Consider the following 19,536-nt stretch of genomic DNA (forward strand, 5'->3'; position numbering starts at 1 on the left):
TTGTAGCGCGGGCTTTAGCCCGCGTGGCAGGCGCGGGGGGTAGGCGCCGGCCCTTGAGGCGTATGCTTCACGTAGGGCTGACTTTGCTAGCCTTGCGGGTGGCACCGAAGCTATGCAGCCTAGCGGTGAAGTAGGTAGTTTCCGCAATGCTGCCCCACGGGCCGCGGGCTTTAGCCCGCGCTACCGCTGCGGCGGGCGTCAAATACCGACGTAGGGCCTGTGCCCAGTCCGTACCGGACTGGGCTTTTTTGTGTTTAGCCTCGTCATATATCACTTTTTATTTTTTTAAAATAACTTTTCTCATATAACGCATTGCTATTACCAAACTAAATACAATTATTTGCTGGCAAAGTTCTACATGAGCTTTTTAGCAGTCCACCACCATTTACTGACTTGCCCATGAAACGCGCCCTCATTACCGGCATCACCGGCCAGGACGGAGCTTACCTGGCCGAGCTGCTGCTCAGCAAAGGCTACGAGGTTCACGGCATCAAGCGCCGCTCGTCCCTCTTCAACACCGACCGCATCGACCACCTCTACCAGGACCCGCACGAGTCGGACGTGCGCTTTAAGCTGCACTACGGCGACCTGACGGACTCCACCAACCTGATCCGCATCGTGCAGGAAGTGCAGCCCGACGAGATTTACAACCTGGGCGCCATGTCGCACGTGAAGGTGTCGTTCGACACGCCCGAGTACGTGGCCGACGTGGACGGCATCGGCACCCTGCGCCTGCTGGAGGCGGTGCGCATCCTGGGCCTCACGCAGAAGACGCGCATCTACCAGGCCAGCACCTCGGAGCTGTACGGGCTGGTGCAGGAAGTGCCGCAGCGCGAAACGACGCCGTTCTATCCCCGCTCGCCCTACGCCGTAGCCAAGCTCTACGGCTACTGGATTACGGTGAACTACCGCGAGGCCTACGGCATGTACGCCTGCAACGGCATCCTCTTCAACCACGAAAGCCCGCTGCGCGGCGAGACGTTCGTGACCCGCAAAATCACCCGCGGGGCGGCCCGCATTGCCCTGGGCCTGCAGGACAAGATTTACCTCGGCAACCTGGACGCCCGCCGCGACTGGGGCCACGCCAAGGACTACGTGGAAGCCATGTGGCGCATCCTGCAGCAGGACGCGCCGGAGGACTTCGTCATTGCCACCGGCATTACCACCACCGTCAGGGACTTCGTGCGTATGGCCTTCGCCGAAATGGGCGTAGAGCTGACCTTCTTCGGGGAGGGCGCCGACGAAACCGGCCACGTGGTGGCCTGCCACAACCCCGAGTTTCAGCTGCCGCTGGGCAAGGAAGTAGTGGCCGTTGACCCCACCTACTACCGGCCCACCGAGGTGGAGCTGCTCATCGGCGACCCTACGAAGGCCCAGACCAAGCTGGGCTGGACGCCGCAGTACGACCTGCCGGCCCTGGTGCAGGACATGGTGCAGGCCGACCTGGATTTGTTCCGCCGCGACGCCGTGCTGCGCGAAGCCGGCCACCGCGTGCTCAACTACTATGAATAAGGGTGTGAGGGTAAGAGGGTATGAGGGTAGGAGTCAACCGAATAAAAACTCCTAAACCTCTACCACCATACCCTCCCGCCCCTGCCAGACTCACACCCTCTTGCCATCTTACCCTCATACCCTAACCTCATGGACCTCAACGCCAAAATCTACGTGGCGGGCCACCGCGGCATGGTGGGCTCGGCTTTTGTGCGCCGCCTGCGCCAGGCCGGCTACACGAACATCGTTACCCGCACGTCCAAGGAGCTGGACCTGCGCGACCAGCCGGCCGTGGCTTACTTCTTCGCCAAGGAAAAGCCGGAGTACGTGCTGCTGGCCGCCGCCAAGGTGGGCGGCATCTACGCCAACAACACCTACCGCGCCGATTTTCTGTACGACAACCTCATGATTGAGGGCAACGTGCTCGACCAGGCCTACCGCCACGGCGTGAAGAAGCTGCTGTATTTGGGCTCGTCCTGCATCTACCCCAAGCTGGCCCCGCAGCCCATCCGCGAGGAGTACCTGCTGACCGGGCAGCTGGAGCCCACCAACGAGCCCTACGCCATTTCCAAAATTGCCGGGCTGAAGATGTGCGAGGCCTACCGCGACCAGCACGGCTGCAACTTCATCACGGTGATGCCCACCAACCTCTACGGCCCGCACGACAACTACGACCTGCAGAACTCGCACGTGATGGCCGCGTTGCTGCGCAAGTTCAGCGAAGCCGCCGCCCTGAGCCTGCCGCAGGTGGCCGTGTGGGGCACCGGCGGGCCGCGCCGCGAGTTCCTGCACGTGGACGACCTGGCCGACGCCTGCCTGCACCTGATGCTGCACTACGACGGCCGCGAGCCGGTGAACGTGGGCACCGGCGAAGACCTCACCATTCGGGAGCTGGCCACCCTGCTGGCCGAGCTGACCGACTTCCGCGGCGAGGTCACCTTCGACTCGGGCAAGCCCGACGGCACCATGCGCAAGCTGCTCGACGTGAGCCGCCTGCACGGCCTGGGCTGGCGCCACCAGATCAGCCTGCGCGAGGGCCTGGCCCGCACCATTGCCGACGCCGAGTGGCGCCGCGTCGTCGCCCCGCAGCCCGAGCCGCTGCTGGCCGCCTGAGGCCGGGCGAGTCTCCACCCTCTGTTCCCGCCTTGCTCATGCACCAGCTACTGGAAAGAGCCCAGCGCCGCGCCGGCCGCCTGCTGCGCGAGTGGCTGCCCCACAACCTGCACTACCGCCCGGTGGGCATTCACGCCCGCAGCCGGGACTTGGCCGAGGTACCCAAAGCCGCCGCCACCTACTACGAGGTGGTGGCGGCCCACACCTCGCACACCGACATTCCGGCGGCGTTTTTCGAGGCGGCCTCGGCCTACGGCGGACACCTGCACAGCAAGCCCCCGCGCACCGAGCAGGTGCCGGCGGCCTTCGTGCTGGAGCTGCAGCAGGGCCGCCTGTACGCCGACAACAACGACTCCGTGGCCGTCATTGCGGCCGACGACCGGCTGGTGGGCGACGCCTCGTTTCAGTACACCAATAAAACCTGGGAAACCATCCGGCCCGAGGACAACAACATCTTCCGGCAGGCCTACTTCCTGGAGCCGGTGCCCGTAGCCGGCACGGTCTGCAGCCTGCTCGCGGGCGGCGGGGCGGCCATCGGCAACTACTACCACTGGCTGATTGACTCGGTGCCGCGGCTGCATTTGCTGCAGGCGGCCGGGCTGCTCGGGGAGGTCGATTACTTCCTGGTGTACAACCGCAACTGGCGCTTTGTACAGCAGACAATGGCGGCCCTGGGCATCCGGCCCGAGCAGCTCATCGACGTGACCACGCACCGCCACCTGCGGGCCGAGCGGCTGCTGGTGACTTCGCCGGTGCGCGGCACCGGGGCCCACACGCCCGCCTGGGCCTGTGACTTTCTGCGCCGCAGCTTCCTGCCGCCCGACCCGGCCCTGGTAGCGGCCCACCAGTACAGCCCCTACGTGTACATCAGCCGCCGCGACGCCGAGGCCCGGCACGTGGTGAACGAGGCCGCCGTGGAGGAGCTGCTGCGACCCTACGGTTTCCGCACCTACGTGCTCAGCCAGCTCTCCTTCGCCGAAAAGGTGACCTTGTTTGCCGGCGCCCGGGCCATCATTGCCCCGGTGGGCGCCGGGCTGAGCAACCTGACTTTCTGCGCCCCCGGCACCTGCTTGCTGGAGCTGCTGCCCCAGGGCTTCGTGGTGCCCGACTTTATGGAGCTGGCTTACCGCCTCGGCCTGCGCTACGACTGGCTGGTGTGCCCGCATCCGCAGGCCGCCACCAGCCTCGGCGACGCCCGCCGCGAAGACCTGACCGTGGACCTGGACGCGCTGCACCAGCACCTCGCGCAGCTTTTCGGCCAGCCCGCCGTGCCGGCCTGACTTCGGCTTGGCTTCGGCGGCCCCTGCCTGCCCCTACCGCCGCGGCCCGGCGCCACCCGCAGCCGCTTTTTCCGACGCCTGACTTCCGCCTCGTCATGGTAGCCCCTACGCCTTCCGTTTTGCTGTCCATCGTCACCTGGAACAGCGCCGCCAGCATCGAAGCCTGCCTGGCCTCGTTGCTGGCGCAGACCTACACCGACTTCACGGTGTGGGTTACCGACAACGCCTCGGCCGACGACACCTGCGCCCGCGTGGCCGCCGTGGCCGCCCGGGACGCCCGCATTCAGCTCTACCGCCTCAGCGCCAACACCGGCTTCTGCGGCGGGCACAACTACGCCCTCGACCGCACCCGCACCGAGTTTGTGCTGCTCGTCAACCCCGACGTGGAGCTGGCGCCCGACTACCTGGCCCGCGCCCTGCAGGCCATGCGCCGGGACGCGCGCATCGGGGTGGTGTGCGGGCTGCTGCTGCAAAGCCACGACGCCGACCCGCGCATCGACTCGGCCGGCATGCAGGCCCTGCCCGACGGCCGCTACTGCCTGCGCCTGTACACCCGGCCCCTGAGCACCGTGGACCTGCAGCCCGGCTACGTGGACGGCGCCGACGGGGCCCTGCCCCTGCTGCGCCGCCGCTACATCGACGACTTGCGGGTGGAAGGGCAGTTTTTCGACGAGCGGTTCTTCGCCCACAAGGAAGACTGGGACGTGGCCTGGCGCGGGCAGCTCTACGGCTGGCGCACCTGGTTTGAGCCCGGCTGCCGGGCCCTGCACCCGCGGGTGTTCCGCCCCGGCAACCTGGCCCTGCGCCAGCGCCTGGCCGGGGCCATCAAGGCCGACGCGGTGAAAAACCAGCTGCTGCTGCTCCTCAAAAACGCCCCCGCCGGCCGGGCCTGGCGCACCTGGCTGCGCGCCCTGCCCCGGCAGCTGGCCATCTTCACCTACCTGCTGCTGCGGGAGCCCAGCTCCCTGCGAGCCTACCGCTACGTGTGGCAGCACCGCCGGGCCGTGCTGGCCAGCCGCTGGCTGGTGCAGGCGCGGGCCCGCCGCGGCTGGCAGCCGGCCCTGGGCGCCCCGGCCCCCGAGCCGCTGCTGAGCATCTGCGTGCCCACCTACCGCCGCCCCGAGCTGCTGGCCCGGGCCCTGCGCTCCGTGGGGCCGCTGCCGGCGGAGGTGGAGCTGCTGGTATCCGACAACTCGCCCCGGGACGACTGGCGCAACCCGCTGGTGGCCCGCTACGCCCTGCGCCGGCAGCCCGCCGCCCAGGTGCGCTACTACCACAACGCGCCCGGCGGCAACTCCACCACCAACTGGCAGGCCTGCCTGCGCCGCGCCCGGGGCCGCTACGTGCTCATGCTGCACGACGACGACTACCTGCTGCCCGGCGGCCTGCAGCGCATCCTGCAGACCCTGCGCCACGACCCCAAGCCCCAGGCCGCCTACCTGTTCGGCGTCGACATCGTGGACGTGGGCGGGCGGGTGCTGCGCCGGCAGCCGGTGCCGCGGGCGGGCTACCTGCCGCCCGCCGAAGCCCTGCAGGCCGTGCTGACCAACTCCTCGCTGGTGCGCATTCCGGCCCTGGTGGCCGAGCGCCGCGCCTGCCTCACGCTGGGCCTCGACCCCGCCCAGCAGGGCTCCGACGACACCGACCTGTGGATGCGTCTGTTTGCCCGCCACGGCCTGCAGTGCGTGCCCGCGCGCACCGCCGCCTACACCATCCACCCCGACGCGGAAACCACCAGCTTCTTCAACGAAACCGGCATCGGGCTGCTGCTGCGGCTGTTTGGCAAGGCCGAGCGGCTCGGGCTGCTGCCGTTTGAGCAGCTGGAGCAGGCCCAGAGCAAGTTTCTGCACCAGTTCATCCTGGCCGGGGTGTACCGCGCCCTGCGCCAGCGCGACCTGCCCGCCGCCCGGCAGGTGCTGCGTCTCTTCGAGCTGCCCGAGTTGCAGCACCTCGCGGTGCCGCTGCGCTGGCTGCCCGCCCGCCTGGGCCTCACGCTCTGGCTGCTGGGCTCGGAGTGGCTGCCCGCGCCGCCGCACCAGCTGCCCGCCAGCTGAGCGGCCCCGCGCAGCACTGCGCAGCTGTTCGGCCGCCGCTTCTTCTCTCCTCCGCCCCGTTTCCGCCTGCCGCCCACCCCGCCCGCCTGCCCCAATCTTCCACCAAGGCTCCGGCCTGCCTTCCGTACCGAGTATGATAATCATCGACAACCTGCTGGAAGCCCGGGAGCGGGCCGGCAAGCCCATCCGCGTCGGGCTGTGGGGCGCGGGCGAAATGGCCCAGGGCATGGTCAACCAGATCATGCGCTACACCCCCGGCATGGAGGTCAGCGTCGTGGCCAACCGCACCCTCAGCAAGGCCCACCAGGCCTACGCGTACACCGGCCACACCGCCACCGAGTGTTTCGACCTGGCTTCGCTGCAGGCCTGCCTCGACGCCGGCGGGCTGGCCGTGACGGACCGGGCCGAGCTGCTCTGCGAAGTGGAAGGGCTGGATGTGCTGGTGGAGTGCACCGGCACCATCCATTTCTCGGCCGAGCTGATCATGAAGGCCATCGAGTGGAAGCGCAACGTGCTCTTGTTCAGCCCCGAGCTGGACGCCACCGTGGGCCCGCTGCTGAAGGTGTACGCCGACCAGGCCGGGGTGCTGCTCAGCGGCTCCTCCGGCGACCAGCCCGGCTGTATTATGGATTTGTTTCGGTTCGTGAAGGGCATGGGCCTCACGCCGCTGCTCTGCGGCAACATCAAGGGGCTACAGGACTACTACCGCAACCCCACCACCCAGGCCGCCTTTGCCGCGCAGTGGCACCTGACGCCCGAAATGGTGACCTGCTTTGCCGACGGCACCAAAATCAGCATCGAGCAGGCCTGCGTGGCCAACGCCACCGGCATGGGCGTGGCCCGGCGCGGCATGATCGGCCACCGCAACCCCGACGGCCACGTGGACGACATGACCTCCTGGTACGACATCGAGGAGCTGAAGCGCCTGGGCGGCATCGTCGACTACGTGGTGGGGCCCAAGCCGGGGCCGGGCGTGTTCGTGTACGCCACCACCGACGACCCGAAATCCAGGCACTACCTGGCCTACGGCAAGCTGGGCCCGGGGCCGCTGTACTCGTTTTACCAGCCCTACCACCTCATCTACGCCGAAATTCCGCACTCCATTGCCCGCCTCGTGCTTTTGCAGGACGTGACCATGGCCCCGCTGGCCGGCCCGGTGGTGGAAGTCATTACCCTCACCAAAACGCCCCTGGCGGCCGGCCACACCCTCGACGGGCTGGGCGGCTACGACACCTACGGGCAGTGCGAAAACGCCGAAACCGCCCGCCGCGAAAACCTGCTGCCCGTGGGCCTGGCCGAGGGCTGCACCCTGCGCCGCGCCGTGCCCCGCGACACCCCGCTCACCTTCGACGACGTCACGCTGCCGCCCGACAACCTGGTGCAGCGGCTCTGGCGCGAGCAGTTTGCCCGCTTCTTCCCGCACCTGGAGCTGGCCGCCGCCGCCTACCCGCCGGCCCCCACAGTACCGGCCGATACCGCCGCCGCGCTGGTCTGATTCGCCGCCCGCGCCGCATTGCCGCCCAGCCGCACTGCCGCACTCGCTCGGCTATTGCCGAGTGAGGCCTACGTGGCTCGGCTGTGCCGAGCACCCGCCCGCGCCGCCTGAACGAGGCCGCCCGGCCGGATTCGGGGCACAGCCCCTCACAAGTAGTCGTCACGCGGCACAGCCGCGCGACTGCGGCCAGACCGAGCCAAGTTGACCCAACCTCCAACTTCTAACGCCCGCATCATCCGGCCTTCTCCGCTTGCCAACGGAAACCCGAGAGCCGGGGGCGCGGCAACCTCCACCAATGGAAGCATCAACCACCAACCCCGTCCTGCGCGAAGACCTGGCCGCCGTGTACGCCACGCTCACGGCCGCCGAGCGCGCCAAGCTGCAGGGCAGCACCATTCTGCTGACCGGCTGCGGCGGCTTTCTGGGCTACTTCTTCCTGCACTTCTTCGCCGAGTACGCCCAGGAGCTGGGCCTGCGCCGCCTCATCGGGCTGGAAAACTTCCTCACCGGCACCAAGGACTGGCTCGACGAGCTGACCCGGCGCCACCCCGACCTCATCGGGCTGCGCGAGTTCAACGTCATTACCGACTCGGTGGCCGAGGTGCCCGGGGCGGCCGAGGCCGACCTGGTAATTCACCTGGCCTCCATTGCTTCGCCCACGTACTACCGCATCTACCCCCTGGAGACGGTCGACGCCAATATTACCGGCCTGCGCCGCCTGCTTGATTTCTACGCCGGGCGGCCCCTGCGCGGCTTTTTGTTTTTTTCCAGCAGCGAGATTTACGGTGACCCGGCGCCCGACCGCATTCCGACCCCCGAGGACTACCGCGGCAACGTGGCCACCATCGGCCCGCGGGCCTGCTACGACGAGGCCAAGCGCTTCGGCGAGACGCTCTGCTACCTGTTTGCCCAGAAGTATGGCATGCCCATCGGCATTGCCCGGCCCTTCAACAACTACGGCCCGGGCATGAACCTGAACGACAAGCGCCTGCCGGCCGACTTCGCTAAGGCCGTGGTGGAGGGCCGCGACCTGGAAATCCTCTCCGACGGCTCGCCTACCCGCACCTTCTGCTACATCTCCGACGCCATCAGCGGCTACCTCAAGGTGCTGCTCCACGGCGAGTTCGGGGTGTACAACATCGGGCAGGACCAGCCGGAGCTGTCGGTGCGGGAGTACGCGGAGCTGTTTACCCAGGCCGGGCGCGAGGTATTCGGCTACCAGGGCCGTATCTCATTCCAGACCTCCGCCGACAAGCAGTACCTCACCGACAACCCCAACCGCCGCTGCCCCGACCTGACCAAGGCCCGCCGGGAGCTGGGCTACGCCCCGGCGGTGGACGTGGCCGCCGGCGTGCGGCGCTACCTGCAGTTTCTCCACGCTTCCCTTCCCGTCGCGGCGCTATGATTACGGTACTCGGATTGGGCTTCGTGGGACTGACCACCGCCCTGGGCTTCAGCAAAAAAGGCTTTAAGGTCTACGGCATCGACGTGGACCGGGCGCGGGTGGAAAGCATCCGCCGCTACGAGGTGCCCTTCTACGAGCCCCACCTGGAAGACGCGCTGCGCGAGGAGCTGGGCCACAACTTCGTGGTGGACGCCTCTTTGCAGGAGGCCGTGAACGACAGCCGGGCCGTCATCATCTGCGTGGGCACGCCCGGCCTGCCCGACGGCCACGCCGACCTGACCTACCTGCTCGAGGCCGTGCGCGCGGTGTTTGAAGTCAGCGACGCGGCCTACAAGGTGCTGGTGGTGAAGTCGACGGTGCCGCCCTCCACGGTGGCCGGACAGGTGCAGCCCTTCGTGGCCGAGCTGGCCGGCCGGTACGAGCGGCGCATCGGGCTGGCTTCGAACCCGGAGTTTCTGCGCGAGGGCCACGCCTGGGAGGACTTCATGCAGCCCGACCGCGTGGTGGTGGGCATGCAGGACGAGGAGGCCAAGCAGGTGCTCGGCGAGCTGTATCTGCCCTTCAACGCCCCGGTGCACTTCGTGGATTTCAGCACGGCCGAGTTCGTGAAGTACCTCTCGAACACCTTGCTCTCGACGCTGGTGAGCTTCTCCAACGAAATGGCCATGATTGCCGAGCACATCGGCGGCATCGACGTGCCGGCGGCCTTCCGCCTGCTGCACCAAGACCGGCGCTGGACCGGCGCCCCGGCCCCCATGGCCAGCTACGTGTTCCCCGGCTGCGGCTACGGGGGCTACTGCCTGCCCAAGGACACGGCCGCCCTGCACCGCATTGCCCAGGCCCACGGCTACGAGCCGCGCCTGCTGCCGGCCAACCTGCAGATCAACGAGGACATCAAGGACTTCGTGGTCGACAAGCTTACCCGGCAGGTGCCGCCTACCCACCGCCTGGGCATCCTGGGCCTCTCCTTCAAGAGCGGCTCCGACGACGTGCGCCTGAGCCCCAGCCGGGCCATCATCGAGAAGCTCATGCAGCGCGGCTACACCCGCATCGTGGCCTACGACCCCATGGCCAACGAGGTCTTCGCCCGCGAAACTCGCCTGCCCATTGCCTACGCCGACTCCCTGCCCGAGCTGGTGGAGCGCGCCGACGACCTGGTGCTACTCACCGGCTGGCCCGAGTTCCGGCAGCAGCACGCGCTGCTAAGCACCCGCCCCCTGTTCGATTTCCGCTACGCCCTCTCCGACCTGCGCGCCCCCGCCCCGCCGGTACCCCTGGCGCGCTGACCCTGCCCCAACACAAACGCAAAGCCCGCTCCCACTTGGGGGCGGGCTTTGTTGGTTTTAGGCGTAGCCGCGGCCGCAGAGACGCAGCCGAGCTACGCAGTCGCGCGGCTACGCCGCGTGACGACTACGTAGCTCGGCTGTGCCGAGCGCGGGGCCGCGCCGTATGGCCAGCTCGTTCAGGCGGCGCGGGCGGGTGCTCGGCACAGCCGAGCTACGTAGGTCTCACTCGGCAATAGCCGAGCGAGTGCAGCCGCGTCTTTTGTAAGAGGCTAAGCGAATAGCTACATTTAGCCTTTACCTATTCATTTCCTTATCCATGTCCGAACTGCGCAAAACCTATCCCGGTGGCTTCTTCTTCCTCACGCTTACCGTCGTCGGCTGGGTCGATGTGTTCATCCGCCCGCGCTACGTGGATATCCTGGTGGATAGCCTGCGCTACTGTCAGCAGCGCAAGGGGCTGGAGCTGTACGCCTACTGCATCATGAGCAGCCACGTACACCTGATTGCGGCCCGCACCGAGGGCCGGCTCAGCGACGTGCTGCGCGATATGAAAGCCCACACTGCCCGTGAGCTGTTGCACTGCATTGCCGACAACGAGCAGGAAAGCCGCCGCGAGTGGATGATGCGCCTGTTTGCCTACTACGCCCGCCCCTACCGCCAGAACGAGCAGTACATGTTCTGGCAGAAGACCACCCACCCCGTCCCGCTCTGGACGCCCGCCGTCACGCGCCAGAAACTGGATTACGTCCACAACAACACCGTGGCGGCCGGCCTGGTCACGGCCCCCGAGCACTACCCGCTCAGCAGCGCCTGTCCCAGTGGCCCGCTGCAGACGCTGCCGCTGTAAGCCCGCTGTCCCCACCCACCGCACTGGACGCCCGCACTCGCTCGGCTATTGCCGCGCGACGCCTATGTGGCTCGGCTGTGCCGAGCACCCGCCCGCGCCGCCAGAACAACGACGCTCATGTGGCGCGGCCCCGCGCTCGGCACAGCCGAGCCATATAGGCGTCGCGCGGCTACGCCGCGTGACTGCGGCACCGCACAAACCGCCTCCAAATAACAACGCCGCCGGCCCCTGGCGGGACCGACGGCGCGGCACCTGAACGGAAACTGCTCCACCTTTCAGTTTCTCGCCCGGTACACGGGCGCGCGGCGGGCGGCCACCGGGGAGCCGCGGGCCGCGCAAGAGCGGGTTAGTTGTAGCGGCGGTACACCACCTTGAGCGGGCGGCCTTCGAGGTAGCGGCCCACGCCTTCGTCGAGGGCGCGGCGGTAGATGGCCAGGGCCTCGTAGATGCTGGCCACGGTTTCGTCCACAATGGCGTCGGTGAGGGAGTAGTTGGTCACGAAGCTGGGGCAGAGCACGCCGCGGCGCGTCATTTCCTGCAGAAACAGGGCGCGCAGGGCCTGGGAGGGCTGCCCCTGCCCGTCGCGGGTGGCGAAGGTGAGGCAGCACGGGCGGCCGAGCACCTGCACGTAGGGCTGCAGGCCGTGGGCTTGGATGGCCTGGTTCATACCGCGGGCCAGCCGCTCGCCGTGGGCGTGCAGCTGCTCCACCACCGGCTCGGTGCGGTAGGTGTGCAGCACGGCGCGGGCGGCGGCCAGGGCGTGGCTTTCCGAGCCATAGGTGGTCGAGAGCAGGAACACCCGCTCGTGGGGGTGCTGCAGGCCGCCGCGCTCCATCAGCTCGCGCCGCCCGGCCAGGGCCGCGATGCTGAAGCCGTTGCCGAGGGCCTTGCCCCAGGTGGAGAGGTCGGGCTGCACGCCGTGCAGGCCCTGGGCGCCGCGGTTGTGCCAACGCAGGCCCGTGATGATTTCGTCGAAGATGAGCACGATGCCCTCGCGCCGGCACAGGGCCTGCACGCCCGGCAGGAAGCCCTCGGCCGGCGGGGTATCCTTCTCCACTTCCATCACCACGCAGGCCAGCTGCCCGGGGTACTGGTCGACCAGCACCTGGAGGCTGCCCAGGTCGTTGTAGCGGAAGCTCACGGTGAGCTGCTGCACGGCCCGGGGCACGCCGGCCTGCAGCGGGGTGCTGCCGATAAACCAGTCGTCGACGGAGAAGAAGGGGTGGTCGTGGCAGATGGCTACCAAGTCGCGGCCGGTGTAGGCGCGGGCCAGCTTCACGGCGGCACTGGTCACGTCGGAGCCGTTCTTGGCGAACTTGACCATGTCGCCGGCCCCGGTGAAGTCGAGAAACTCCTCGGCCAGCTCCAGCTCCAGCACGGCGGGCCGGCCGAAGTTGGTGCCCAGCTCCATCTGCCGCTGGGCGGCGCGCACCACCGCCGGGTAGGCGTGGCCGAGCGTGACGGAGCGCAGCCCCGCGTTGTACTCCACGAACTGGTTGCCGTCGACATCCCAGACGTGGCAGCCCTGGCCGCGCACCAGGTAGGGCGCCATGTGTTCGGCCCACTGGTCGTCGCCCTTGGCGTAGGTGTGGGCCCCGCCGGGAATCAGCTGGTGAAAGCGCGGCCCCAGCGCCACCGACGCATCGAAGCGGCGGGGCGTGTGGGCGAAGGACGGCGGCGCCGCGGTGGCCGGGGGCGCAGAAGTCAGCAGGGGATCCATGGGCGTTGGTGGTGGATTGGTGGAGAATCGGGAAGCTGCGCCGGACGCGGCAGTCGGAAGGTCGGGAGGGCGTTGAGGTATTCAGGCCGTCATGTCGAGCGAAGTCGAGACATCCCGCCGGATAGTAATTTCATTGTTGAGGCTACTATCAGGAGTCAGCACGCGAGATGTCTCGACTTCGCTCGACATGACGTTCAAGATTAAGTCGTTCAATCACACCTTCTCCACCGTCGGCGCGGCGGTCCAGGCGGGGGCTTCGGGGGCGGGCAGCAGTGGGGTGCCGTTTTCGTATTCGGCTATCAGCTCGGCCGGCAGCGGAGCCAGGTCCGACACGCGGTAGTAGTCGGCCAGGGTGGTACCGGTGCAGGCCGAGTCGTAATTGGGCGCCCCGCGGTGGGCCCGCAGGTCGTCGATGTTGACGGTGCGGAAGTCGATGCTGAAGCGGGTTTTGCCGGTCCAGTTGGGCACGGTGGAGTGCAGGTGCGCGGCCGAAAAAACGGCCATGCTGCCGGCTGGGCAGAGCAGGCGCAGCTGCGGCTCCAGCATCAGCGGCTCCTGGGGCTGGGGGCGCTGACGCCGGTCGGGCGTGCCGGGCGCGGCCGCAATGCGGCGGCCCTCGGCGTACCACTCGTGGCAGTTGTAGCCCGCCGAGCCGTTGCGAATGGCCTGCGCCCAGTAGTTGGGGTGGAAGGCCATGCCGTTGCCGGGGTAGTGCTCGTAGATGGGAAACCACCAGTTGATCTGCGCCAGCGGGCCCGAAAACCAGGTGTCGCGGTGGGGCTCGAAGGCGTAGGCAATGCCCCGGGTGAGGTAGCGGTTGCTGGTGGCCGTGCGCATGCGCGGCACGTCGAAGTAGGTTTTCTCCGGGTCGCAGCCGGCCTCGATGAGCAGCTGGCGCACCAGCTTCTTGGAGCGGCCGTGGTTGATGAACACCGGCTTGAACGAGTTCAGAATGCCCTCGTAGGCGGCGGGTGGCAGTTGGTTCTGGGCCGTTTCGGGGTCCAGCTCCCCGAAGGCCTCCTCGATGAGCTGCCGGGCGAAGTTGACCAGGGCCGTAGCCCCGGGCAGGGCCGGATAAACGAAGATCTGGCCGTTGAACAACTGAGCGCGACGCTCGTCGTCCGTGACTTGAGCGGCGTAGTACACGGTATTCATAGCAGTAGCAGGTTGAAGTGTGGCCCCACCCCTGCTCCCCACCCATTGCGGACACCAGACGCGAGAAAATAAGCAAACCAGCGCCCCCGGGCGGGGCGGCGCAGCCATCCGGCTGATGGCTGCCAAGACTTCCAGCAAGGCTGGCCGCAGCCGGCAGTTGATGATTCTATTCCCGGGGCGGCGGCACCGGAGCCAGCAGCTCGGCCCGGCGCAGGCTGCGAATGGCCCGGCGCAGGGCGGCAAAGCTCATGCCGCTGCGCTCGGCCATAGCCAGCACATCGTGCTGCCCGTCGGCCAGGTTAAGGATCCAGAGCAGGGCCATTTCGGCCTGCTTAGGGTTGCCGGTGCCCTTCAGGCCGCCGTAGAGGCCGCGGCGGCCCAGCTGCGGCTCCCCGTAGGGCTGCCGGTTCAGGTAACGCCGGTCGTGCTGCTCCAGGGCGCGGCAGATCTGGCGCAGCAGCCGCAGCGAGGCGGCCAGCTGCCGGGGCCGCACCAGGCCGGGGTTGTCGGCCGAGGTGTGGTACTCCGGGAATTCGGCGAAGGGCGTGCGGGTGAGGCAGCCCACCGGCAGGTTGAAGCCCGGCGAGCAGTACTGCCGTTCGTCGTAGCCGTAGGGGGTGAACTCGCGCAGCTGATGGGCCTCCGGCGCGGCCTGGCGCAGCACCTGGGCCACTACCCGGTCGATGGCCGCCGCACCCTGCCGGGAGCGTTTGTAGGTGAATTCGCCCGGCCCGCCGAGCAGGCTCAACACCAGCCCGTGGCGGATGCGCGGCACTACGGTTTCGCGGTGCTCGTGCAGCCAGCAGATAGCGCCGATGGTGCCCGGCACGAACACGAAGCGGTAGGTGTAGCGCCGCCGGGGCCGCGCGGCCAGCCAGCGGGCCAACCAGGTGGCTACCACCACCCCGGCGAGGTTGTCGTTGGCCAGCGAGGGGTGGCAGATGTGGCAGCTGAAGAGCACTTCCTCGTCCGTGTCGCCCGGCAGCACCAGCTGCCCGTAGGTGAGCGAGCCGGCCGCGTCGAGCGTGGCGTCGATGCAGACTTCGTACTGCTCGTCGCGGAGCTGCTCGCGCAGCTGGTGCGGCAGGCAGAAGCCCCAGGCGGGCTGGTAGTAGCTGGTGCGGTAGGGCGTCAGCGCGGGCTGCGCGGGCAAGGAGTGCAGGTGCGCATCCAGCGCCGCCCGGCTCAGCCACTGCCGGGGCAGGGGCTGGCTATAGCCCACCACGTGCAGGTTCAGCCGCCGGAAGTCGACCACCCGGCGGCCCTGCTGGTCCTTGATGTAGGCGTCGCGGATGTTCCACTCGGGCGGCACGGTCCAGTCGAGCACGGCCGAGCCGCTGGGCACCTCGCGCACCTGCAGGCCGGGCGGCAGGTACCGGCCGAGCACGCGCAGCGTCTCGCGCACGCCCTCGCCGGTGATGCTCCGGCACAGGGGGTACAGCTCGCGCAGCAGCGCGTGCATGGCCTGGCCGGGCCGCTCGGCCGGGGCCAGCTCGGGCAGCACGGCCGCTACCTCAGGTGAGTGCCACGTGGGCGGGGCTACCGGCATAGCTGAAGGTTTCCAGGCTGGGAATGGCCACGACGAACTGCCCGCCCCAATCATGAATGAAGCGCAGGTTTTCGGACACTTCCTGGCGGATGTTCCAGGGCAGGATGACCACGAAATCGGGCCGCTCCTCGCGGATGGCCTCGGGCGACAACACCGGAATATGGCTGCCCGGCAGGTACTTGCCCTGCTTGTAGGGCGAGGCGTCGACCACCAGCGGCATGAGGTTGGTGCCCTGGATGCCGCAGTAGTTGATAAGGGTGTTGCCCTTGGCGGCGGCCCCGTAGCCCACCACCTTCTTGCCGGCGCGACGCTGCTCCAAGAGGAACTCCAGAAACTCGGCCCGCACCGTATCGACGCGGGGCTGGAAATCCTGGTAGTACTCCAGCGTGAGCATCCCGGCGGCCCGCTCCCGGGCCAGCAGCTCGCGCACGGCGTCGCTGACGGGCTTCGAGCGGTCGGCGGAGTGGCGGGCAAACACGCGCAACGACCCGCCGTGGGTGGGCAGCTCCTGCACGTCGAACACGGTGAGGCCCTGGGCGGCGAAGACGCGGGCCACGGTGCTGAGCGAGAGGTAGCTGAAATGCTCGTGGTAGATGGTATCGAACTGGCACTCGGCCACCAAGTTCAGCAGGTGCGGAAATTCCAGGGTGGCCACGCCGCCGGGCTTGAGCACCAGCTGCATGCCCTGCACGAAGTCGTTCATGTCGGGCACGTGGGCCAGCACGTTGTTGCAGATCAGCAGGTCGGCCTTCTGCCCGTCGGCGGCCAGCTCGCGGGCCAGCTGGGTGGTGAAGAAGTCGACGCGGGTGCGCACGCCCTTGCCGGCGGCAATGCGGGCGGTGTTGGCCGTGGGGTCGATGCCGAGCACGGGCACGCCGCGCTGGTGGAAGTACTGCAGCAGGTAGCCGTCGTTGCTGGCCGCCTCCATCACCAGGGAGTCCTCGGTGTAGCCAAAGCGGTCCATCATCATCTCCACGTAGCGGCGGGCGTGCTCCAGCCAGGAGGTGGAGTACGAGGAGAAGTAGGTGTACTCGGCCCCGAAAATCTCGACGGCCTTTTTCACCTCGCCAATCTGCACCAGCCAGCAGTTGTCGCAGACGTAGGTTTTGAGCGGGTAGTTCAACTCGGGCTCTTCCAGCTGGCTGGCCGTGAGCATGGCGTTGGAGGGCGGGCAGTGGCCCAGGTCGGCAAACACGTGGTGCAGCTCGGTTCCGCAGTGACGGCAGTTCATGGCGCGTTGGGGGTCAGAAAGGAGGCGGATAAATGAATAGGTGCAAGCCGCGGCACCGCGCTAGGCGTGCGGCACCAGCAGCTGGGAATCGGGGTGTTTTCGGTCTTTATCGGAAATCAGCGTGGGCGTTATGGGCCACTCGATGCCGATGGCGGGGTCGTTCCAGCGGATGCCCCGCTCGTAGCCCGGCGCGTACTTGGCCGACACCTGGTAGCACACGTCGGTATTGTCCTGCAGCGTGACGAAGCCGTGGGCGAAGCGGGCCGGCACGTAGAGCATGCGGAAGGAATCGGCCGTCAGCTCCACGCCCAGCCACTGCCCGTAGGTCGGCGACTCCTCGCGCACGTCCACGATGACGTCGTAGATGGCGCCGCGGGTGCAGCGCACCAGCTTGGTTTCGCCGAAGGGCTCCAGCTGGTAGTGCATGCCGCGCAAGGTGCCGCGCTTGGGGTTGGAGGAAAGATTGGCCTGCACCGGCGGGGTGAGGATGCCGTGGGCGGCAAAGTCGTCTTCGCACCAGCTGCGGGCAAAGAAGCCGCGCTCATCCGACATGCGGTCCACGTCGATGATAAAAGCGCCGGCAAGTTCAGTTTCGGTGAAGATCATGGCGAAGGAGGTGAAATGGTGAGGTGGTGAAATGGTGAGTTTGATGTGCTGGTGCGCGGACGACGTAGCTGGCGCAGCATTGCGCCGCCAGGCCGTCAGCTCACCATTTCACCAATCACCATTTCACCGCTTACCAGCTCGGGTTCGGCGGTGAGCGTGGGGCGGGCGGCGACGGGGACCGGGCTGCGCTGCCATTCCAGCTGCTCGTTGAGGCGGCCGGCTTCGCGCAGGGCCGTCAGCACGCGCAGGCGCATGAGCTGGGAAGCGCGGAAATCGGCGTCGCGGAAGCCGATGCGCAGCAGGTTGTCGCGCAGCTCGGCCACGGTGTCGGCCAGGGTGCGCTGGGGCTGGTGGAAGGGCGCCAGCCGGCGGAACAGGCTGAAATCGACGCGGTAGGAGCGTTTGTCGGGCGGGGCTTCAGCGTTGAGCGTCACCGCGGTGCCGGGCACGGCGGCGGCCACCGCGGCGGCCAGCTCGTGCACCTGGTAGTTCCAGCTGTCGGCGCCGACGTTCACGGCCAGGAAGGCCCCGCCGTTGGCCGCCGGCCGCTCCACGGCCCACTCGATGGCCCGGGCCATGTCCTGCACGTGGATGAGCGGGCGCCAGGGTGTGCCGTCGCTGAGGATGTTGATGCGCCCGGTAGCCACGGCCCCGGCCACGAAGTCGTTGATGACCAAGTCGAGCCGCAGCCGGTCGCTCCAGCCGCAGGCGGTGGCGAAGCGCAGGCAGGTCACGCGGAAGTTGTCGTCGGCCAGCGGGGCCAGGTCCTGTTCGCTGAGCACTTTCGAGCGGGCGTAGGCGGTGAGCGGGTTGAGCACGGCTGTTTCGGGGCGCGGGGCGTCGGCGCCGGCGCCGTACATGCTGCAGCTGCTGGCAAACACGAAGGAGCGCACCCCGGCCAGCTTGGCGCGGCGGGCCAGCTCGATGCCGGCGCGGTGGTTGACGGCCAGCGTCACTTCCTCGAAGGCGTGGCTCATCGGGTCGTTGCTGATGGCCGCCAGGTTCACCACCACGTCGACGCCCGTGAGCAAGTCGAGCGGCAAGTGGCGCAAATCGCCGAAAATCTGGCGGTCGAGGCGGGTTTCGGGCAGGCACTCGGCCCCGGTGAGGCAGTGCGCGAAGAAGCCCAGGTCGTAGCCAATCAGCTCGGCGCCGGGAAAGGCCTGGCGCAGGCGGCGTACCACGCCCGGCCCCACGTAGCCCATGTTGCCCGTAATCAGGATGCGTTTCATGCGAGGTGGAGGGAGGTTAGGGTATGAGGGTGTGAGGGAAGGAGTTTAGGAGTCGAATCGGGGAGTCAGGTCTGGAGCAGACTCTTTTCCCTCTTACCCTCCTACCCTCATACCCTCCTGCCCTTTTTAGTCAATCGGTAGCACGGTGGGGCTGGCTACGCGCTGGCCTTGGGGGGCCTGCACGGGGGAGCGGAGGATTTCGGCCAGCACGGGGTCTTCGTGGGCGGGCGTGGGCTCGTCGCCCCAGAGCTTCCACTGGGCCTTGCCGCTGTTCCAGAGGTCTTCCAGCAGGTTTTTGTCGCGCAGCGTGTCCATGGGCTGCCAGAAGCCGTGGTGGCGGTAGGCGGCCAGCTCGCCGGCGGCGGCCAGGCGCTCCAGCGGGGCTTTTTCCCAAATGGTGCCGTCGTTTTCGAGGTAGTCGAACACGCCCGGCTCCAGCACGAAGAAGCCGCCGTTGATCCAGGGCGTCTCGCCGCCCTCGGGCTTCTCGGTAAAGGAATTGATGGTACCGGAGTTGTCGGCCAGGTTGAACACCCCGAAGCGGCCCGGCTGGCGCACGGCCGTGAGGGTAGCCAGCACGCCCTGCTGCCGGTGGAAGCGGATGGCCTCGCGGATGTCCACGTCGCCGACGCCGTCGCCGTAGGTCATGCAGAAGGTTTCGTCGCCGATGTACTCCCTCACGCGGCGCAGGCGGCCGCCGGTCATGGTTTCCTGCCCGGTATCCACCAGCGTCACCGTCCAGGGCTCGGCGTGGTGGCGGTGCACCTGCATTTCGTTGCGGTCCATGCGGAACGTCACGTCGGCGCTGTGCAGGAAGTAGTCGGAGAAATACTGCTTGATCAGGTGGCCCTTGTAGCCGCAGCACACCACGAAGTCGCGGATGCCGTGGTGGGCGTAGATCTTCATGATGTGCCACAGGATGGGCTTGCCGCCCACTTCGACCATGGGCTTGGGGCGGATGCCGCTTTCTTCGCTGATGCGGGTGCCGTAGCCCCCGGCGAGTAGTACTGCTTTCATCGCGCAGACGGTAAATGGTGGAGAAAGGCTGAGGTGGCCAGAAGGCGCTATTCGG

Annotated in this window: 15 protein-coding genes; 8 read left to right on the forward strand and 7 right to left on the reverse strand. The window is 67.8% G+C overall.

Translation table 11 applies throughout. The features are described from left to right. The first annotated feature begins 399 nt into the window (after nt 1-399). From gmd to EJV47_RS15345, 8 genes are all read left to right on the forward strand, one after another. The gene (gmd, locus tag EJV47_RS15310; RefSeq protein ID WP_126694034.1) at nt 400-1,512 is read left to right on the forward strand and encodes a GDP-mannose 4,6-dehydratase; all 1,113 of its coding nucleotides are present in this window, start codon (nt 400-402) and stop codon (nt 1,510-1,512) included. A 129-nt stretch (nt 1,513-1,641) separates the two neighbouring features. Next, complete coding sequence (locus EJV47_RS15315; RefSeq protein ID WP_126694035.1) at nt 1,642-2,604, forward strand: GDP-L-fucose synthase family protein; 963 nt, start codon at nt 1,642-1,644, stop codon at nt 2,602-2,604. A 38-nt stretch (nt 2,605-2,642) separates the two neighbouring features. Continuing rightward, nucleotides 2,643-3,884: a glycosyltransferase family 61 protein gene (locus tag EJV47_RS15320; RefSeq protein ID WP_126694036.1), complete on the forward strand. Its 1,242-nt coding sequence runs from the start codon at nt 2,643-2,645 to the stop codon at nt 3,882-3,884. Between the two features lie 119 nt (nt 3,885-4,003). After that, nucleotides 4,004-5,938, forward strand: coding sequence for a glycosyltransferase family 2 protein (locus EJV47_RS15325; protein WP_165903781.1), 1,935 nt, complete (start codon nt 4,004-4,006; stop codon nt 5,936-5,938). Nucleotides 5,939-6,071: 133 nt separating this feature from the next. After that, the gene (locus EJV47_RS15330; RefSeq protein WP_126694038.1) at nt 6,072-7,433 is read left to right on the forward strand and encodes an NAD(P)H-dependent oxidoreductase; all 1,362 of its coding nucleotides are present in this window, start codon (nt 6,072-6,074) and stop codon (nt 7,431-7,433) included. A gap of 295 nt (nt 7,434-7,728) precedes the next feature. After that, nucleotides 7,729-8,838, forward strand: a complete 1,110-nt coding sequence (locus tag EJV47_RS15335) for an NAD-dependent epimerase/dehydratase family protein (RefSeq protein WP_126694039.1) — start codon at nt 7,729-7,731, stop codon at nt 8,836-8,838. Further along, nucleotides 8,835-10,124: a UDP-glucose dehydrogenase family protein gene (locus EJV47_RS15340; RefSeq protein WP_126694040.1), complete on the forward strand. Its 1,290-nt coding sequence runs from the start codon at nt 8,835-8,837 to the stop codon at nt 10,122-10,124. The genes EJV47_RS15335 and EJV47_RS15340 overlap by 4 nt, the downstream gene beginning before the upstream one ends. 316 nt (nt 10,125-10,440) lie before the next feature. Further along, on the forward strand, nt 10,441-10,971 hold the full coding sequence (locus EJV47_RS15345) for an REP-associated tyrosine transposase (RefSeq protein ID WP_126694041.1): 531 nt from the start codon (nt 10,441-10,443) through the stop codon (nt 10,969-10,971). A 346-nt stretch (nt 10,972-11,317) separates the two neighbouring features. Here the strand turns inward: EJV47_RS15345 and EJV47_RS15350 are convergent, their stop codons facing one another. The 7 genes from EJV47_RS15350 to rfbF form a co-directional block, all read right to left on the reverse strand. After that, entirely contained in the window at nt 11,318-12,691 is a 1,374-nt protein-coding gene (locus tag EJV47_RS15350) for a glutamate-1-semialdehyde 2,1-aminomutase (RefSeq protein WP_126694042.1), read from the reverse strand. Between the two features lie 213 nt (nt 12,692-12,904). Next, nucleotides 12,905-13,846 carry a phytanoyl-CoA dioxygenase family protein gene (locus EJV47_RS15355; protein WP_207895907.1) on the reverse strand — a complete coding sequence of 314 codons (942 nt, stop codon included), beginning with the start codon at nt 13,844-13,846 and terminating at the stop codon, nt 12,905-12,907. A gap of 166 nt (nt 13,847-14,012) precedes the next feature. Then, nucleotides 14,013-15,395, reverse strand: a complete 1,383-nt coding sequence (locus tag EJV47_RS15360) for a DUF4910 domain-containing protein (RefSeq protein WP_207895908.1) — start codon at nt 15,393-15,395, stop codon at nt 14,013-14,015. Further along, nucleotides 15,361-16,626 carry a class I SAM-dependent methyltransferase gene (locus EJV47_RS15365; RefSeq protein WP_126694043.1) on the reverse strand — a complete coding sequence of 422 codons (1,266 nt, stop codon included), beginning with the start codon at nt 16,624-16,626 and terminating at the stop codon, nt 15,361-15,363. Before EJV47_RS15365 ends, EJV47_RS15360 begins: the two co-directional genes overlap by 35 nt. Nucleotides 16,627-16,686: 60 nt before the next feature. After that, nucleotides 16,687-17,232: a dTDP-4-dehydrorhamnose 3,5-epimerase gene (gene rfbC, locus EJV47_RS15370; RefSeq protein WP_126694044.1), complete on the reverse strand. Its 546-nt coding sequence runs from the start codon at nt 17,230-17,232 to the stop codon at nt 16,687-16,689. Between the two features lie 95 nt (nt 17,233-17,327). Continuing rightward, nucleotides 17,328-18,464, reverse strand: coding sequence for an NAD-dependent epimerase/dehydratase family protein (locus EJV47_RS15375; RefSeq protein WP_126694045.1), 1,137 nt, complete (start codon nt 18,462-18,464; stop codon nt 17,328-17,330). A gap of 126 nt (nt 18,465-18,590) precedes the next feature. Continuing rightward, on the reverse strand, nt 18,591-19,481 hold the full coding sequence (rfbF, locus tag EJV47_RS15380; protein WP_126694046.1) for a glucose-1-phosphate cytidylyltransferase: 891 nt from the start codon (nt 19,479-19,481) through the stop codon (nt 18,591-18,593). Between the last annotated feature and the right edge of the window lie 55 nt (nt 19,482-19,536).

Source organism: Hymenobacter gummosus (assembly GCF_003970915.1).
GTDB lineage: Bacteria > Bacteroidota > Bacteroidia > Cytophagales > Hymenobacteraceae > Solirubrum > Solirubrum gummosum.

Coding starts and splice junctions, on each gene's coding strand:
- gmd (WP_126694034.1), top strand. CDS start 400: ATGAAACGCGCCCTCATTACCGGCATCACCGGCCAGGACGGAGCTTAC.
- EJV47_RS15315 (WP_126694035.1), top strand. CDS start 1,642: ATGGACCTCAACGCCAAAATCTACGTGGCGGGCCACCGCGGCATGGTG.
- EJV47_RS15320 (WP_126694036.1), top strand. CDS start 2,643: ATGCACCAGCTACTGGAAAGAGCCCAGCGCCGCGCCGGCCGCCTGCTG.
- EJV47_RS15330 (WP_126694038.1), top strand. CDS start 6,072: ATGATAATCATCGACAACCTGCTGGAAGCCCGGGAGCGGGCCGGCAAG.
- EJV47_RS15335 (WP_126694039.1), top strand. CDS start 7,729: ATGGAAGCATCAACCACCAACCCCGTCCTGCGCGAAGACCTGGCCGCC.
- EJV47_RS15340 (WP_126694040.1), top strand. CDS start 8,835: ATGATTACGGTACTCGGATTGGGCTTCGTGGGACTGACCACCGCCCTG.
- EJV47_RS15345 (WP_126694041.1), top strand. CDS start 10,441: ATGTCCGAACTGCGCAAAACCTATCCCGGTGGCTTCTTCTTCCTCACG.
- EJV47_RS15350 (WP_126694042.1), bottom strand. CDS start 12,691: ATGGATCCCCTGCTGACTTCTGCGCCCCCGGCCACCGCGGCGCCGCCG.
- EJV47_RS15355 (WP_207895907.1), bottom strand. CDS start 13,846: ATGAATACCGTGTACTACGCCGCTCAAGTCACGGACGACGAGCGTCGC.
- EJV47_RS15360 (WP_207895908.1), bottom strand. CDS start 15,395: ATGCCGGTAGCCCCGCCCACGTGGCACTCACCTGAGGTAGCGGCCGTG.
- EJV47_RS15365 (WP_126694043.1), bottom strand. CDS start 16,626: ATGAACTGCCGTCACTGCGGAACCGAGCTGCACCACGTGTTTGCCGAC.
- rfbC (WP_126694044.1), bottom strand. CDS start 17,232: ATGATCTTCACCGAAACTGAACTTGCCGGCGCTTTTATCATCGACGTG.
- EJV47_RS15375 (WP_126694045.1), bottom strand. CDS start 18,464: ATGAAACGCATCCTGATTACGGGCAACATGGGCTACGTGGGGCCGGGC.
- rfbF (WP_126694046.1), bottom strand. CDS start 19,481: ATGAAAGCAGTACTACTCGCCGGGGGCTACGGCACCCGCATCAGCGAA.